The organism is Paraburkholderia sp. J10-1, from assembly GCF_905220165.1.
Lineage (GTDB): Bacteria > Pseudomonadota > Gammaproteobacteria > Burkholderiales > Burkholderiaceae > Paraburkholderia.
Window position 1 is genome coordinate 271094 of sequence record NZ_CAJMYW010000010.1, and the last position, 15446, is coordinate 286539.

Annotated in this window: 13 protein-coding genes; 2 read left to right on the forward strand and 11 right to left on the reverse strand. The window is 64.2% G+C overall.

Annotation, left to right across the window (positions count from 1 at the left end):
- Positions 1 to 5: 5 nt before the first annotated feature.
- The 7 genes from U5A65_RS28350 to U5A65_RS28380 all read right to left on the reverse strand — a co-directional run bounded on the left by U5A65_RS28350 (position 6) and on the right by U5A65_RS28380 (position 7687).
- Entirely contained in the window at positions 6 to 731 is a 726-nt protein-coding gene (locus U5A65_RS28350) for an amino acid ABC transporter ATP-binding protein (protein WP_254314498.1), read from the reverse strand.
- A complete protein-coding gene (gltK, locus tag U5A65_RS28355; RefSeq protein ID WP_201694307.1) occupies positions 728 to 1405 on the reverse strand; it encodes a glutamate/aspartate ABC transporter permease GltK in 678 nt (225 codons plus the stop codon). The genes U5A65_RS28350 and gltK overlap by 4 nt, the downstream gene beginning before the upstream one ends.
- Positions 1405 to 2145, reverse strand: a complete 741-nt coding sequence (locus U5A65_RS28360; protein ID WP_321913184.1) for an amino acid ABC transporter permease — start codon at positions 2143 to 2145, stop codon at positions 1405 to 1407. Before U5A65_RS28360 ends, gltK begins: the two co-directional genes overlap by 1 nt.
- A gap of 89 nt (positions 2146 to 2234) precedes the next feature.
- On the reverse strand, positions 2235 to 3128 hold the full coding sequence (locus U5A65_RS28365) for a glutamate/aspartate ABC transporter substrate-binding protein (RefSeq protein WP_158756957.1): 894 nt from the start codon (positions 3126 to 3128) through the stop codon (positions 2235 to 2237).
- Between the two features lie 224 nt (positions 3129 to 3352).
- Positions 3353 to 4639 carry a Glu/Leu/Phe/Val dehydrogenase gene (locus tag U5A65_RS28370; RefSeq protein ID WP_321913185.1) on the reverse strand — a complete coding sequence of 429 codons (1287 nt, stop codon included), beginning with the start codon at positions 4637 to 4639 and terminating at the stop codon, positions 3353 to 3355.
- A 189-nt stretch (positions 4640 to 4828) separates the two neighbouring features.
- Positions 4829 to 5785 carry a LysR family transcriptional regulator gene (locus tag U5A65_RS28375; RefSeq protein ID WP_321913186.1) on the reverse strand — a complete coding sequence of 319 codons (957 nt, stop codon included), beginning with the start codon at positions 5783 to 5785 and terminating at the stop codon, positions 4829 to 4831.
- Between the two features lie 99 nt (positions 5786 to 5884).
- Positions 5885 to 7687: a tetratricopeptide repeat protein gene (locus U5A65_RS28380; RefSeq protein ID WP_321948581.1), complete on the reverse strand. Its 1803-nt coding sequence runs from the start codon at positions 7685 to 7687 to the stop codon at positions 5885 to 5887.
- A 255-nt stretch (positions 7688 to 7942) separates the two neighbouring features.
- Here U5A65_RS28380 and purB point away from each other — a divergent pair, with 255 nt between their 5' ends.
- Complete coding sequence (gene purB, locus U5A65_RS28385; RefSeq protein WP_321913188.1) at positions 7943 to 9331, forward strand: adenylosuccinate lyase; 1389 nt, start codon at positions 7943 to 7945, stop codon at positions 9329 to 9331.
- A gap of 69 nt (positions 9332 to 9400) precedes the next feature.
- Here purB and U5A65_RS28390 read toward each other — a convergent pair whose 3' ends face one another.
- From U5A65_RS28390 to edd, 4 genes are all read right to left on the reverse strand, one after another.
- The gene (locus U5A65_RS28390) at positions 9401 to 9910 is read right to left on the reverse strand and encodes a gluconokinase (protein ID WP_321913189.1); all 510 of its coding nucleotides are present in this window, start codon (positions 9908 to 9910) and stop codon (positions 9401 to 9403) included.
- A 14-nt stretch (positions 9911 to 9924) separates the two neighbouring features.
- On the reverse strand, positions 9925 to 11286 hold the full coding sequence (locus U5A65_RS28395) for a GntP family permease (protein WP_321913190.1): 1362 nt from the start codon (positions 11284 to 11286) through the stop codon (positions 9925 to 9927).
- A 311-nt stretch (positions 11287 to 11597) separates the two neighbouring features.
- Positions 11598 to 12239 carry a bifunctional 4-hydroxy-2-oxoglutarate aldolase/2-dehydro-3-deoxy-phosphogluconate aldolase gene (gene eda, locus U5A65_RS28400; RefSeq protein ID WP_321934285.1) on the reverse strand — a complete coding sequence of 214 codons (642 nt, stop codon included), beginning with the start codon at positions 12237 to 12239 and terminating at the stop codon, positions 11598 to 11600.
- Between the two features lie 23 nt (positions 12240 to 12262).
- Positions 12263 to 14155 (reverse strand): phosphogluconate dehydratase, encoded by a 1893-nt coding sequence (gene edd / locus U5A65_RS28405; protein ID WP_321934286.1) that lies wholly within the window; start codon positions 14153 to 14155, stop codon positions 12263 to 12265.
- Positions 14156 to 14445: 290 nt separating this feature from the next.
- On the opposite strand from edd, the gene U5A65_RS28410 reads away from it, so the two are divergent.
- Positions 14446 to 15303, forward strand: coding sequence for a MurR/RpiR family transcriptional regulator (locus U5A65_RS28410; protein WP_321948582.1), 858 nt, complete (start codon positions 14446 to 14448; stop codon positions 15301 to 15303).
- The last annotated feature ends 143 nt before the right edge of the window (positions 15304 to 15446 follow it).

Here is a 15446-nt window from a genome sequence, read left to right on the forward strand (position 1 = left end):
CAGCCTCAGTGCAGGATCTTGGCCAGAAAATCCTTCGCGCGGTCCGACTTCGGGCTCGCGAAGAAGGCTTCCTTCTGGTCGTCTTCGACGATGGCGCCCTGGTCCATGAAGATCACGCGGTGCGCGACCTTCTTGGCGAAGCCCATTTCGTGCGTCACGCACATCATGGTCATGCCTTCCTGGGCAAGCTCCACCATCACGTCGAGCACTTCGTTGATCATCTCGGGGTCGAGCGCCGAGGTCGGCTCGTCGAACAGCATGGCGATGGGGTCCATCGACAACGCACGCGCAATCGCCACACGCTGCTGCTGACCGCCCGAGAGCTGGCCCGGGAATTTGTCGGCATGCGCGCGCAGGCCCACACGGTCGAGCAGTTTGAGGCCCTTTTGCGTGGCCTCGTCCTTGCCGCGGCCGAGCACCTTGATCTGCGCGAGCGTGAGATTCTCGGTAATCGACAGATGCGGGAACAGCTCGAAGTGCTGAAACACCATGCCCACCTTCGAGCGCAGCTTCGAGAGATTGGTGCGCTTGTCGCCAACCGACTCGCCGTTCACGAGGATCTCGCCCTGCTGGAACGGTTCGAGCCCGTTGACGGTCTTGATGAGCGTGGACTTGCCCGAGCCCGAGGGCCCGCACACCACCACCACCTCACCCTTCTTCACTTCCGTCGTGCAGTCGGTCAGCACCTGGAACTGGCCGTACCACTTCGAAACGTTCTTAATTGAAATCATCTTGCGACCTTTTTCTGAAGACCTTTCACAAGGCTCGACGCGATCACGCAAATCACGAAATAACACGCGCCCGCGAACAGTACCATCTCGACCATCGTCCCGTCACGGTCGCCGACATTGGTGGCCGTGCGGAAGAAGTCGGCGAGGCTGATCACGTACACGAGCGAGGTGTCCTGAAACAGCACGATGGCCTGCGTGAGCAAGAGCGGCACCATCGCGCGGAACGCCTGCGGCAGCACCACGTACTGCATGGCCTGGCCGTAGCGCATGCCGAGCGCGAAGGACGCGTTCACCTGCCCGCGCGGCACCGCCTGAATGCCCGCGCGAATGATCTCCGAATAATACGCGGCTTCGAAGAGCGAAAACGCGATCATCGCGGAAGCAAGGCGAATGTCGATGTCGGGCGAGAGACCCAGCACATTTTGCAGCACCTGCGGCACGATCAGGAAGAACCACAGCAGGACCATCACGAGCGGGATCGAGCGGAAGACCGTGACGTAGCCCTTGGCGAACCATTCGAGCGGCTTCACGCTGGAAAGCCGCATGAGCGCGAGCAGCGTGCCCCACAGAATGCCGACCACGATCGCGCACAGCGTGATCTTGAACGTGATGATTGCGCCCGTCCACAGCGTGGGCAGCGCGCCCGGAATGCCGCTCCAGTCGAAGTGATGCATTACTTGCCTCCGATGTAGCCGGGCAGACGCGCCTTCGCCTCGACCCAGCGCATGAGCGCCATGACGACGAGGTTAATGAGCACGTAAGCGAGCGTGACTGCGATGAACGACTCATAGGTCTGCGCCGTGTAATCGACGAGCTGACGCGCCTGGGCCGACAGATCGAGCAGGCCGATCGTCGAGGCGACCGCAGAGTTCTTGAAGATGTTGAGGAACTCGGAAGTGAGCGGCGGCACGATGATGCGGTACGCAACCGGCAGCAGCACATAGCGGTACGTCTGCCACTGCGTGAAGCCCATTGCGAGGCCGGCCGCGCGCTGGCCGCGCGGCAGCGCGTTGATGCCCGAGCGCACCTGCTCGCACACGCGCGCCGCGGTAAAGAGCCCGAGACACACGACCGAAGCCGTGAAGAACTGCACGCCCGGTGGTGACTGCTTGAACGCATTGCCGAGCGATTGCGGCACGATTTCCGGCAGTACGAAGTACCAGATGAAGAACTGCGCGATGAGCGGAATATTGCGGAAGATCGCCACGTACACCGTGCCGACGCCCGCGAGAAACTTGTTCGGCACCGTGCGCAACACGCCGAAGAACGATCCGACGATGAGCGCGATCACCCACGCGCACAGCGACACCGAAATCGTCACCCAGAAGCCGGAGAGGATCCAGCCAAGATACGTGGTGGGTTCGCCCGTCGAGACCGGGCTGAGCAGAATGCCCCAGTTCCAGTGATAGGACATCAAGAGACTCCAAGAAAAAGAACGGAAGAAGCGGCGCTTCTTCCGTTCCGTGCTAAACGCTAAATGCGGGTCGAACGGCCGAGGCCGTATTAATCGATCGCCTTGTCGTTCGGATTCTTGAACAGCGCTTTCATGTCGTCGCTCATCGGGAAGTTCAGGTTAAGACCCTTCGGCGGAATCGGCGATTCAAACCACTTCTTGTAGATCGTGTCGCCTTCGCCCGAGGTCTGGACCTTGGCGATGGCGTCGTCGGCGACCTTCTTGAACTCAGGATCGTTCTTGCGCATCATGCAGCCGTACGCTTCACGCGATTGCGGCTGACCGACGATCACGAAGTCGCCCGGATTGTTCGACTTGGCGCGCTCGCCCGCGAGCAGCGCATCGTCCATCATGAACGCCACGGCACGGCCCGTGGAGAGCGTCATGAACGACTCGCCGTGGTCCTTCGCGCTGATGATGTTCATGCCCATGCTCTTGTCCTGGTTCATCTTGCGCAGGAGACGCTCGGACGTCGTGCCAGCCGTCGTCACGACGGTCTTGCCCTTGAGGTCGGCGAAGTCCTTGATGCCCGAATCCTTCTTCGTCATGAGGCGCGTGCCGATCACGAAGATCGTGTTCGTGAAGGCGGCCTGCTGCTGACGCTCGGCGTTGTTCGTGGTCGAGCCGCATTCGATGTCCACCGTGCCGTTCTGCACGAGCGGAATACGGTTCTGCGACGTGATGGGCACCATCTTGACCTTCAGGTTCGGCATGTTCAGCTTCTGCTTGACCGCCTCGACGATTTTCATCGCGTAGTCTTGCGAGTAGCCGATCACATTCTGCTTGTCATCGTAGTACGAAAAAGGAATGGACGATTCGCGGTGCCCCAGCGAGATGACGCCCGTGTCCTTGATCTTCTTGAGCGTGCCCGCGTCCTGCGCGAAAGCGCTGGTGGCGACGAAACCAAGGAGTGCGAGCAGAGAGGCGGTCTTTTTGATTTGCATTGTTTTCTCCGGTACAAGAACCGCCGTCAGTTTAGCAAAGTAATTATTCTGAAAGAATAAAGGGTGACCCTGGCGCAACGCTGGATGTGCGAAGGCGGACGCTCCCTTGTGGAGAACATCCGCCTTCTATGCGCCTTGATGTGCAGCGCAAAAACGTGTCACTGCCCGGTCACTGCGCCGTCATGGTTCCGTCACCTTGCGGCGCGAGCGCGCCGGGCGTGCGATCAGGGGTACAGGCCGCGCATTTCGCGCGCCATCAGGATGCGTTTACATGCAACGATGAACGCCGCAGTACGCATCGAGACCTTCTGCTCGCTGGAGACCTGCCAGACCGCCGTGAATGCTTCGCGCATCACGCGTTCGAGACGTTCATTAATCTCGTTCTCGGTCCAGAAGAAGCTCGAGAAGTCCTGCACCCACTCGAAGTACGAAACCGTCACGCCGCCCGCGTTCGCCACGACGTCGGGGATCACGAGCACGCCCTTGTCGTGCAGGATGTCGTCGGCTGCCGTCGTGGTCGGGCCGTTTGCGCCTTCCACGATGATCTTCGTGCGGATCTTGCCGGCGTTCTTCTCGGTGATCTGGTTTTCCAGCGCGGCCGGAATGAGGATGTCGGTTTCGACGGTCCAGAATTCGTCGTTCGGCATGACTTCGGCGCCGGCGAAACCCGCCACGCCGCCCGTCTTCGCGACGTGCTCGAGCAGGGCTTCCGCGTTCATGCCGCTCGACTTGTAGAGCGAACCGGTGTGGTCCTGCACGGCGACGATCTTCGCGCCGGCTTCCTGGTACAGGCGGGCAGCAATGCCGCCCACGTTGCCGAAGCCCTGCACGGCAATGCGTGCGCCCTCGATCGACAGACCCGTGCGGCGCGCCGCCTCGCAACCGACGACGAACACGCCGCGGCCCGTGGCTTCGCGGCGGCCGAGCGAGCCGCCGAGCGAGATGGGCTTGCCCGTCACGACGCCCGTGGCCGTCTGGCCCTGGTTCATCGAGTAGGTGTCCATCATCCACGCCATGATCTGCTCGTTCGTGTTGACGTCCGGCGCGGGAATGTCGGTGTTCGGCCCGATGATGATGCCGATTTCGCTGGTGTAGCGGCGCGTGACGCGCTCGAGCTCACCACGCGAAAGCGTGCGCGGGTCGACGCGGATACCGCCCTTCGCACCGCCGTACGGCACGTTCACTGCAGCGTTCTTCACCGACATCCACGCGGAAAGCGCCATCACTTCGGAGAGCGTAACGTCCTGGTGATAACGCACGCCGCCCTTGCCAGGACCACGCGAAACGTTGTGCTGGACACGATAGCCTTCGAAGTGCGCAACGGTGCCGTTGTCGAGTTCGATCGGGCAATCGACGATCAGGATACGCTTCGGACGCTTGAGCGTTTCGAGCCAGCGCGAAAGCGAGCCGAGATACGGCGCCACGCGGTCGACCTGACGAAGATAGTTGCCCCAGGGGCCGAGATCATCGGCGTGGAGATAGGAAGGAACCGACTGCAGTTGGGATGACATGAACGCTCCGATCGAACAAGTGGTGCCATTGTCAGAAAACGCCCACGTGAAATCCAATGCCGTTTGATCATCCCGTTATGCTTTTCGTGCATAACGTCCCCGAAGTCGTAAAAACGTGTCGCGGGCTTCGTATTGCAAGCCTTACAGGTTGAAATAGCCTGACTGTTTGCGCGCCGGGCCGATGCTGTGTCAGCGCTTGCCCTGCGCGAGCTCCTCGCTCACCGCCTCCCACAATTCACGCACGAGCGCCTGGCGTGCGTCGTCACCTTGCGTCGCGAACTTGTCGCGATAGAGGCGGATCTCCATGTCGAGCGTGAACTGGCCCTCCGGCACGCCGCGCGTGCCCCGGTCGAGGCGGATCAGTTCCCCCTGGGCTACCGCGTCTTCCACTGCGCTGTGCGGCAGAAAGGCGATGCCGTGACCCGCGAGCGTCATCGCCTTGAGCCCTTCTGCCATGTCGGTTTCGTACACGCGGTCCAGATAGAGCCGCGCCGGAGCGTTGGCAACGATCACCTCGGTCATGCGGCCGAGATACGCGTTCGGCGTGTAGGAGAGATACGGCGCGGGCGCATCGGGCGTGCCGGGCAGCGTATAACGCGCACGCCCCGCGCGTTGCGCCGCCGAGTACGGGCTGATCGACTCGATGCCGAGCGTTAGCGTGTCGTAGCGCGCGGGGTCGAGCGTCACGGGGTGGCTCGGGTGGTGATAGCCCATCACGAGGTCGCAGCCGCCCTCCACGAGCGACAGCACGGCGTCGTGCACGTTCAGCGCGCGCAGCCGCGTGTGGATGCGGCCGAGCTTCGCTTCGATGCGCTGCAGCCAGCGCGGAAAGTACGTGAGCGAAAGCGTGTGCGGCACCGCGAACTCGATCGTCGCGGCGGGCGTGGCCGTGTGGCCGCGCAACAGGGTACGCGCCTCGTGAAACTGGGAAAGCATCGCGAGCGCCTGCTCGTAGAACACCTGGCCCGCCGCCGTGAGGCGCGTCGGATAAACCGAACGATCGATCAGCTCGGTGCCCAGCCACGCTTCGAGCGCCTGGATACGGCGCGAGAAAGCCGGCTGCGTCACGTGGCGCAGCTCGGCCGAGCGGCTGAAACTATGCGTCTCCGCGAGCGAAACGAAGTCTTCGAGCCATTTGAGTTCCATGCGGGGCCAGCGAGCGGATGAGAAGTCCGCATTCTAGGCCTGCGGGCGCTTGCCTGGGCGCCGGCGCGGCGAATATCGCGCCGCGCCGGGCAGATGCCATTAGCGGGGCAGCTCGGTGAGCGCGGTTTCCAGTTCGGCGACCACGCCGCTCCAGTCGCCGAGCGTGGACTGGCGAAACACGCGCGCCGAGGGATACCAGACCGAGTCCGCGCGATCCTTGCCCCAGCGCCAGTCGGGCTGCGCGGCGAGCAGCACCCACACCGGCTTGCCGAGCGCGCCGGCGAGGTGCGCGACCGACGTATCGACCGTGATGACGAGGTCGAGCGCCTCGATGAGCGCCGCCGTGGCCGAGAAGTCGTGCAACTCGTCGCCGAGCGCGTCCATCGGCCAGCGGCCCGCGACCGGTGCGAGCTGCGCGGCCCCCGGGCCCTTCTGGATCGCAAACCAGGCGTTGCCAGGGAGTGCGGAGAGCGGCAGAAGCGACTTGAGCGGCACAGAACGGAAAGCGTCGAAATGGTGACGCGGATTGCCCGCCCAGACGAGCCCGATGCGGCGACGCGCGGCGCCGGCCAGCGCGTTCACGCGTGCGTGCCAGGCGGCGGCCTGCACGATATCGGCGTGCATATAGGGGGTGTCGGCGTAAATCGGCCGGCCGCGAAACTTCAGCGGCAGGCTCATCACGTCGCACCAGAAGTCGTATTCCGAGGCGATGACTTCGTCGCTCGGCGCGGCGTCGAGCACGCGCGCGACACCCGGCACCGTCGCCGCGAGCGACGCCAGTTCCGGCGCGACCCACGCGTGAACCTGCGCGCCCATCTGCGCCAGCAGGCCCGCATAGCGCACGAACTGGATCTGATCGCCCACACCCTGCTCACGGCAGATCAGCAAGCGCTTGCCAGCGAGCGGCTCGCCCTGCCACTCGGGGCACGGCAGCTTGCGGTAGTTGGCCTTGGCGGTCGAGGTGAGCTTGCGGTTCTCGAAGAGCGGCCAGCCGCCGGTGTAGTCTTCGCGCCGCAGCATCAGCATGCCGAGCTGAAAACCCGATTCAGGCAGGTCCGGGTTCAGTTCGAGTGCGCGCCGATAGTCGATCTCCGCTTCGTCGTAGCGCGCGAGCGCAGTCAACGCGAATGCCAGATTGTTGATGATGCCCGCGCCATCGGGCTTGAGCTGCGCGGCACGCCGGTAAAGCGGAATCGCCTCTTCATAGCGATGCATCGCGTCGTAGGCATAGCCGAGTTCGAAAAGCGCGAGTACGTTGTCAGGCTCGCGCGCGATCATGGCTTCGAAGCAGGTGGCCGCTTCGGCGTGCTTCTCTTTAGCGCGCAGCAGCCGGCCCATGTGGATCAGCGCTTTCAGATCACGGGGATCGAGCGCCGCGGCGGCGCGGAACTCCGCAAGTGCTGCGTCTTTTGCGCCTTCGGCTTCCAGTGCGCGGCCGAGATTGAACGCGAAGTGTGCGGATTGCGGCGCCAGCGCACGCGCACGCCGATAGTGCTGCGAGGCGCCCGCGATATCGCCGAGCTCCATCAACGCATTGCCGAGATTGTTGTGTGCGTTCGCAAATTCGGGTGCGAGCGCGAGCGCCTTGCGCTGCCAGGCGGCGGCGCCCGCGTGGTCGCCCAGGCGGGTCGCGACCACGCCGCGGTTGGCAAGATATTCGGCATTGTCGGGCGCCGTCGCGAGCGCGCGGTCGATCAGTGCCGCGGCTTCCTTCAGCTGGTCGCGGCCGAGCGCAATCACGCCCAGGTAGTGCAGTGCACCGGAGTGTTCGGGATGCGCCGCGAGCGCGGACTGATAGTGGGCATGGGCGTCGTCGATCCGGCCCGCGCGGTGGCAAGCAAGACCGGCTTCGATCAGCACAGCGGCCTCGTCGGAAGAGAGAGTGGGGGCATCGGTGGTCATGGCGGCAAATATTTGATTAAGCGCAAACTTTTGATGTGAACGCACTCTATAACCGTCTCAAAACTCCAATTCCCGTTAACTGGCGGGCGCGACATCAGGCCTCAGGGGAACATCGCATCCCACCGCTCGGCTGCCGCTGAGAGCGCCGGCGTCGGCCCCTGTCGGCAAGGTGATAAAATCTTGGGTTCACGCCGTCTCGAATCTGACTGCAACCGACTGCCAACTGAGCGTAACGCGCCACGTTACGTCCCCATCATGTCCGACACTCGTCCCGATACCCTCTTCGCGCTCAACGCGCTCTCCCCGCTCGACGGCCGCTACGCCTCGAAAACCGAAGCGCTGCGCGACTGGCTCTCGGAAGCCGCCTTCATGCGCAACCGCGTGACGGTGGAAATTCACTGGCTGATCGCGCTGTCGCAAGCCGGCTTCGCTGAAGTGCCGCGCTTCTCGCAAGCGTCGGAGCAGTTCCTGCTCAAGCTCGCCGAGAACTTCACGGCGCACGACGCCGCGCGCATCAAGGACATCGAGCGCGTGACGAACCACGACGTGAAGGCCGTGGAGTACTGGCTCAAGGAGTCGGTGAAGGGCCAGCCGGAACTGGAGCGCGCAAGCGAGTTCATCCACTTCGCCTGCACCTCGGAAGACATCAACAACACGTCGCACGGTCTGATGCTCGCGGGCGCCCGCGAGCACGTGATCCTGCCGGCGCTGCGCTCGGTGCATCAACGCCTCGTCACGCTCGCGCACACGCATGCCGCGCAGCCGATGCTCTCGCGCACGCACGGCCAGCCGGCCAGCCCCACGACGCTCGGCAAGGAAATCGCCAACGTCGCCGCGCGTCTGGCTCGCGCGATCCAGCGCATCGAGAAGGTCGAACTGCTCGGCAAGATGAACGGCGCGGTCGGCAACTTCAACGCGCACCTCTCGGCGTATCCGGAATTCGACTGGGAAGCGTTCTCGAAGGAAGTCGTCGAACAGCGCCTGAAGCTCACGTTCAACCCGTACACGATCCAGATCGAGCCGCACGACTACATGGCGGAACTGTTCGACGCCGTCGCGCGCGCGAACACGATCCTGCTCGACCTCGACCGCGACGTGTGGGGCTACATCTCGCTCGGCTACTTCAAGCAGAAGACGAAAGCCGGCGAAATCGGCTCGTCGACCATGCCGCACAAGGTCAACCCGATCGACTTTGAAAACTCGGAAGGCAACCTCGGCCTCGCGAACGCGACGCTGCGCCACCTCGCCGACAAGCTGCCCGTTTCGCGCTGGCAGCGCGACCTCACCGACTCGACGGTGCTGCGCAATATCGGCGTGGCGTTCGGCTACTCGCTGCTGTCGTACGACGCGCTGATCCGCGGTCTCGACAAGCTCGAAGTGAACCCGCAGCGCCTGAACGACGACCTCGACGCCACGTGGGAAGTGCTGGCCGAGCCGGTGCAAACCGTGATGCGCCGCTACGGCATCGAGAATCCGTACGAGCAGCTGAAGGAACTCACGCGTGGCAAGGGCATCACGCGCGAAGCGCTGCAGACGTTCGTCAGCGGTCTCGCGATTCCTGAAGACGCGAAGCAGCGTCTGCTCGAGATGACGCCCGCGTCGTACGTCGGCAAGGCAGTGGAACTGGCGAAGCGGATTTCGTAATCGCAACCCCGCAAGGCCCAAAAAAAGCGCTCGATTGAATCGAGCGCTTTTTCGTTTACCGCCGCGATTTCAGGAGGCCTGATTGCGGCGCGTTTCCATCTGCTTCATCACTTCGTCGACGATCTGCTCCGGCGTGAGCTCGATGCTCACCTCGATCGCCTCGTCGGCGCTGGGCGCTTCGAGCGTATCGAGCTGGCTTTGCAGCAGCGACGGGTCGAAAAAGTGGCCGGTGCGCGAGGCGAGGCGCTCGTGCAGCACTTCGAACGAGCCCTTCAGGTAGACGAAGCACACGTCGCGATCGTTGCCGCGCAGGATGTCGCGATACGAACGCTTGAGCGACGAGCAGGTGAACACGGCCGTTTCGTGGGCGCGCTGCTTCTCCTCGATCGCCGCGCGAATCGTGCGCAGCCACGGCCAGCGGTCTTCGTCGGTGAGGGGAATGCCGTCGTGCATTTTCTTCTTGTTGGCTTCGCTGTGGAAGGCGTCGCCATCCGTGAAGGTGCACTTGAGGCGCTCGGCGAGCAATTCGCCGATGCGTGTCTTGCCCGCGCCCGACACGCCCATCGCTATCAGAATCATTTACTGCTCCAGTTTCACAACACCGCCGCCAGGACGAACGTCAGGCCCAGCCCCAGCAGCGAAATAATGGTTTCGAGCAACGACCAGGTCTTGAACGTCTGACCCACGGTCATGCCGAAATATTCCTTGATCAGCCAGAATCCGCCGTCGTTGACGTGCGAGAAGATCAGCGAACCCGAGCCGGTGGCAAGCACGAGCAGTTCCGGCTTCACCGTCATGGCGCTGGCCGATGCGATCGGCGCGACGATGCCGCAGGCCGTGGTCATGGCGACCGTGGCCGAGCCCGTTGCGAGACGGATCAGCGCGGCGACGAGCCAGCCGAGCAAAAGCGGCGACAGATGTTCGTTCTGCGCCAGCTCGACGATCTGCTTCGACACGCCGCTGTCCATCAGCACGCGGCCAAAGCCGCCGCCCGCGCCCACGATCAGCGTGATGCCCGCGATCGGCGCGAGGCAGTCGCCGCAGAACTTCTGGATCTGCTCGCGCGTGAAGCCGCGTTGCGCGCCGAAGGTCCAGAAGCTTACCAGCACGGCGATCAGCAGCGCGACGTCGGAGGTGCCGATAAAGTGCAACAGATTGTTTGGCAACGTCTTGGGCGTGAACACGAGATCGGCCCAGCTGCCAACCAGCATGAGGATCACCGGCAGCAGGATCGTGAAGAGCGTGATGCCAAAGCCCGGCAGCTCGCTATCGGGCTTGGGGTCGGCTTTGCTCACGAACTGCTCGGAGAGCGGGTTGCTTTCCGGCAGCTTGATAAAGCGGTGAATGAAGAGCGCGAAAAGCGGCCCGGCGATGATCGCCGTGGGCACGCCCACGATCAGACCGTAAGCGATGGTCCGGCCGATGTCGGCGTGATACGCCTGCACGGCCAGCAGCGCGGCCGGGTGCGGCGGAATCAGGCCGTGCACGACCGAGAGCCCCGCCACCATCGGCAAGCCGATCAGCAGCAGCGACTTGCCCGTGCGCTTGGCGACGTTGAACGCGATCGGAATGAGCAGCACGAAGCCGACTTCGAAGAACACCGGCAGGCCGACGATGATCGCGACGAACATCATCGCCCAGTGGATGTTCTTCTCGCCAAACCAGCGAATGAGCGTCGTGGCGATGCGCTCGGCGCCGCCCGATTCCGCCATCATCTTGCCCAGCATGGTGCCAAGGCCCACCACGATGGCAATGTGGCCAAGCGTGTTGCCGTTACCGGTCTCGAACGACTTGACGATTTGATCCATCGGCATGCCGACGGCGAGACCGAGCAGCAGCGAAACGATGATCAGGACGAGAAACGGATAAACCTTCAACCGCGTGATCATGAAGATCAGCGCGGCAATCGCGACGAGCGCGTAGATCAGCAGCGAACTGCCGTGGGCCACTCCCATGAGGCTCTTCTCCAGGTAGTTGTTCGAAGTCCTTTCGCCCTGAGCGGCGACGCGTGTGGCGCGCAGCGGCTGCGGCACACGTGGAACTGATGGGGTACAAAAGGGCCGGCCGTCGCCGGGCCGGGGATTGTAGAGCTTATAACGACTTTTGGTGTGGCGTGCTTGAAAGACGAGCGAGCCGCGCAAGGCGAGCGCCGGAAAGGCGCCGTTTGCGCGGCTCGTTGCACACCCCTCATACACGCGGGGGGCGCGGCGTTCCAGTCATCGTTGCGCCGCAGCATACGGCGCGTGCGTCAGGCAGTAGCGCGCTTTCAGCGCACCGGGCGCGAAAGCTCGCTCGCGGCGTGCGCCAGGCGCGTGACTTCGTCCCAGTTCTGCGCGGCGATCGCCGCCTTCGGCGTGAGCCACGAACCGCCCACGCACACCACGTTGGGCAGCGCGAGGAAGGTCGGAGCCGACTCGGCGCTGATGCCGCCCGTCGGGCAGAACTTGAGCGTCGGGAACGGGCCGTGGAACGCTTGCAGCATGTTCAGGCCGCCGGCAGGAACCGCCGGGAAGAACTTGACGATCTCGTAGCCCAGTTCCATCGCGACGATGATGTCGGTCGGCGTCATCACACCCGGCAGCAGCGGCAGACCCGCGTCGAGCGAGGCCTGATGGATCTCGCGCGTGAGGCCCGGCGAAACGCCGAACTGTGCGCCGGCTTTCTTCGCGAGCGCGCAGTGCTCCGGCTTCGTGATCGTGCCCACGCCCACGACGATGTCCGGCGCGATCTTCGCGGCGCGCTCGATGGCTTCGAGGCCGGCCTTCGTGCGCAGCGTGATTTCCAGCACCTTCACGCCGCCCGCGTGGAGCGCGCGGGAAACGTGCTCGCCCTGCTCCGGCGTGTCGAATGCGAGCACCGGGATGACGGGACCCAGGCGGACGATATCGGCGACTGTGTTACTTGCCATGTTCAGGCTCCTTGATGATGAATTCAGTTCGCGGCGTGTGCCGGCGCATGGGCGGCCGCAGCGGCGGCTGCGGGTGCGGCCTGCTCGCCCACGAGCGGACCGAACACCGTCGCGCCCAGTTCAGCAGGCGCGGCAGTGGCGCGGAACACGCCGAACAGCTCGCGGCCAAAGCCCACTTCGTTGAGTTCCTGATGCGCGGGCTGCGCGACCGGGCGCGCGTCCCACTCGGCATCCTCCACTTCGATGTCGAGCACGCCTTCCACCGCGTCAATCACGATCGTATCGCCGTCGCGCACCTTGCCGATCGGGCCGTGCAGCAGCGTTTCCGGCGAAACGTGGATCACGGCGGGCACCTTGCCCGATGCACCCGACATACGCCCGTCGGTCACGAGCGCCACGTGAAAGCCCTTGTCCTGCAGCACGCCGAGCAGCGGCGTGAGGCGGTGCAGTTCCGGCATGCCGTTGGCGCGCGCGCCCTGGAAGCGCACGACGGCCACGAAATCGCGCTCGAGTTCGCCGCGGTCGAACGCTTCCTGCACGGCCTCCTGCGAATCGAACACGATGGCGGGAGCGCGCACCTTGCGGCGCTCCGGCGCGACAGCGGAAACCTTGATGACGCCGCGGCCCAGACGCCCCTGCATCAGGCGCAAGCCGCCGTCCGGCTGGAACGGCGTCGGAAGCGGACGCAGAACGGACTCGTCGGCGCTCTTCTCGACAGCCGGCACCCACGTGAGCTTGCCGTCGATGAGCTTCGGCTCCTCGGTGTAGTGACGCAGGCCACGGCCCGCGACGGTATTCACGTCCTCGTGCAGCAGGCCGCCGTCGAGCAGTTCGCGCACGAGGAACGCAATGCCGCCCGCCGCGTGGAAGTGGTTCACGTCGGCCTTACCGTTCGGATACACGCGCGCGAGCAGCGGCACGGCGTCCGACAGCACGTCGAAGTCGTTCCAGTCGATGATGATGCCCGCCGCGCGCGCCATCGCCACGAGGTGCAGCGTGTGATTGGTCGAGCCGCCCGTTGCCATCAGCGCGACGATGCCGTTGATCACGGCCTTTTCGTCGACCACATGGCCGATAGGCGTGTAGTTGCCGCGCTCGACGGTGAGTTCGAGCACGCGGCGAGCCGCGGCGGCGGTCAGTTCGTCGCGCAGCGGCGTATGCGGGTGGATGAAGGCCGAGCCCGGCAGATGCAGGCCCATGATCTCCATGAGCATCTGGTTGCTGTTGGCCGTGCCGTAGAACGTGCAGGTGCCGTGGCCGTGATAGGCGGCCGCCTCCGATTCGAGCAGCGCCGCGCGATCGCACTGACCCGTGGCGAACTGCTGGCGCACCTTGGCCTTGTCGTCGTTCGTGATGCCGCTCGTCATCGGACCGGCGGGCACGAAAATCGTGGGCAAATGGCCGAATTGCAGCGCGCCGATCAGAAGGCCCGGCACGATCTTGTCGCAGACGCCCAGGCACAACGCCGCATCGAACATGTTGTGCGTGAGTGCGACGGCCGTGCTCATCGCGATCACTTCACGCGAAAAGAGCGACAGCTCCATGCCGGCGTTGCCCTGCGTGACGCCGTCGCACATCGCCGGCACGCCGCCCGCGAACTGCGCGACGCCGCCGCCTTCGCGCGCCGCCTTCTTGATGATGTCGGGGAAATCCTTGTACGGCGCGTGCGCCGAGAGCATCTCGTTATACGCCGAGACGATGCCGATGTTCGGTTCGCGAATCGACTTGATCGCGATCTTGTCGCGACCTTCGAGGCCGGCGAAGCCGTGCGCGAGATTCGCGCACGAGAGCGCGCCGCGCGCCGGGAACCGGTCCTGAGCCGCCGCGATGCGCGCCAGATAGGCCTCGCGCGTGGGCTTGCTGCGCTCGATCACGCGTTGCGTGACCTTCATCAACTGAGAATGCGGGGAAACCATCGAATCTCCTTCCTTCTTGTCTCGGCGGGGACGCTCGGGGCCGGATCGGGCGTGTTTTCGACGGTCCGATCAGCGATGGCGCGATGTTAGTAGAAAAACTACAAGCCGACAATCCCGGAAAGACCCTGGGAACGTAGCATTAAACGAACGCCTAGTCTCATTATGGGCGGGCCACACAGCGAACGACACCAGCCAGCCCGGAAAGAAGCAAACGGCGATCCTGTAGTTTTTGTACATAACCTCCGATCCGCTATAGTCCACGGATCTTTCAGCATAGTGCGAGTTTCCTGATGCTGCTGTCCCAGGTGAAAGCCATGCGCGAGCAATTGCGTCCTTCGGAGCGCAAGCTCGCCGACTACGTTGTCCAAGCCCCGCGCGAAGTGCTCGATCTTTCGATGACCGAGGTCGCCGAGCGCGCGGGCGTGAGCCAGCCGACCATCGCGCGGTTTTGCCACGCGCTCGGATTCTCGGGGTTCCGGGAGTTCAAGATCCGGTTGGCACAAGCGGTCGCCGCAGACCTGCCGACGGAGCATCCAGCCGTCTACCGCGACGTGAGCCCGGACGAACCGGTGCCGGGCGTCGCGGCCAAAGTGCTCGATCGGACGATCGGCGCGCTCGTTCAAGTGCGCAACAACCTTTCGACCGACTCGCTCGCCGCCGCCATCAATCTGCTCGCGCGCGCTTCGCGTATCGAGTTCTATGGCGCGGGCGGTTCGGGCATCGCCGCTCAGGACATGCAGCACAAGTTCTTTCGCCTTGGCATGCCGAGCGTCGCGTATTCCGATCCACAAACGTTTCTGATGTCGGCGGCGCTGCTCGGTCCCGGCGACGTGGTCGTGACGATCTCGAACACCGGGCGCACGCGAGACATTGTGGACGCCGCGCGCACTGCGCTCGATCGCGGCGCGAAGGTGATCGCGATCACGCACGGCACCTCGCCGCTTGCGCGCCTCGCGAGCGTTGGGCTGCACGCAAACGTCGATGAGGACACCGACATTTTTTCGCCGATGACCTCGCGCACCTCGCATCTCGCGATCGGCGACATACTCGCGGTGGGCGTGGCACTGCAGCGGGGGCCGGAGCTTGCGGAAAAACTCGCCGACGCGAAGGAGATCATCGCGCGGCGCAGGTTGGACGAGAAAGGCTGAGCGTTCGCGCCTCACATGGCGCGGCCCGCAGCAGACTTCGCTACATAATAAAAGGCGGACCCCGAGGGGTCCGCCTTGCGTTTTGGCCCGAACTACGGGGCCGACCAACAGGAAAAGCGCGGCTTACCGGAAGCGGCCATACC

Excerpts from the sequence above, each read along its gene's own strand:
- U5A65_RS28395 (WP_321913190.1), bottom strand. The coding sequence starts at position 11,286 with ATGGGAGTGGCCCACGGCAGTTCGCTGCTGATCTACGCGCTCGTCGCG.
- eda (WP_321934285.1), bottom strand. The coding sequence starts at position 12,239 with ATGGCAAGTAACACAGTCGCCGATATCGTCCGCCTGGGTCCCGTCATC.
- U5A65_RS28360 (WP_321913184.1), bottom strand. The coding sequence starts at position 2,145 with ATGTCCTATCACTGGAACTGGGGCATTCTGCTCAGCCCGGTCTCGACG.
- U5A65_RS28365 (WP_158756957.1), bottom strand. The coding sequence starts at position 3,128 with ATGCAAATCAAAAAGACCGCCTCTCTGCTCGCACTCCTTGGTTTCGTC.
- U5A65_RS28350 (WP_254314498.1), bottom strand. The coding sequence starts at position 731 with ATGATTTCAATTAAGAACGTTTCGAAGTGGTACGGCCAGTTCCAGGTG.
- U5A65_RS28380 (WP_321948581.1), bottom strand. The coding sequence starts at position 7,687 with ATGACCACCGATGCCCCCACTCTCTCTTCCGACGAGGCCGCTGTGCTG.
- U5A65_RS28390 (WP_321913189.1), bottom strand. The coding sequence starts at position 9,910 with ATGATTCTGATAGCGATGGGCGTGTCGGGCGCGGGCAAGACACGCATC.
- purB (WP_321913188.1), top strand. The coding sequence starts at position 7,943 with ATGTCCGACACTCGTCCCGATACCCTCTTCGCGCTCAACGCGCTCTCC.
- U5A65_RS28410 (WP_321948582.1), top strand. The coding sequence starts at position 14,446 with ATGCTGCTGTCCCAGGTGAAAGCCATGCGCGAGCAATTGCGTCCTTCG.
- gltK (WP_201694307.1), bottom strand. The coding sequence starts at position 1,405 with ATGCATCACTTCGACTGGAGCGGCATTCCGGGCGCGCTGCCCACGCTG.
- edd (WP_321934286.1), bottom strand. The coding sequence starts at position 14,155 with ATGGTTTCCCCGCATTCTCAGTTGATGAAGGTCACGCAACGCGTGATC.
- U5A65_RS28370 (WP_321913185.1), bottom strand. The coding sequence starts at position 4,639 with ATGTCATCCCAACTGCAGTCGGTTCCTTCCTATCTCCACGCCGATGAT.
- U5A65_RS28375 (WP_321913186.1), bottom strand. The coding sequence starts at position 5,785 with ATGGAACTCAAATGGCTCGAAGACTTCGTTTCGCTCGCGGAGACGCAT.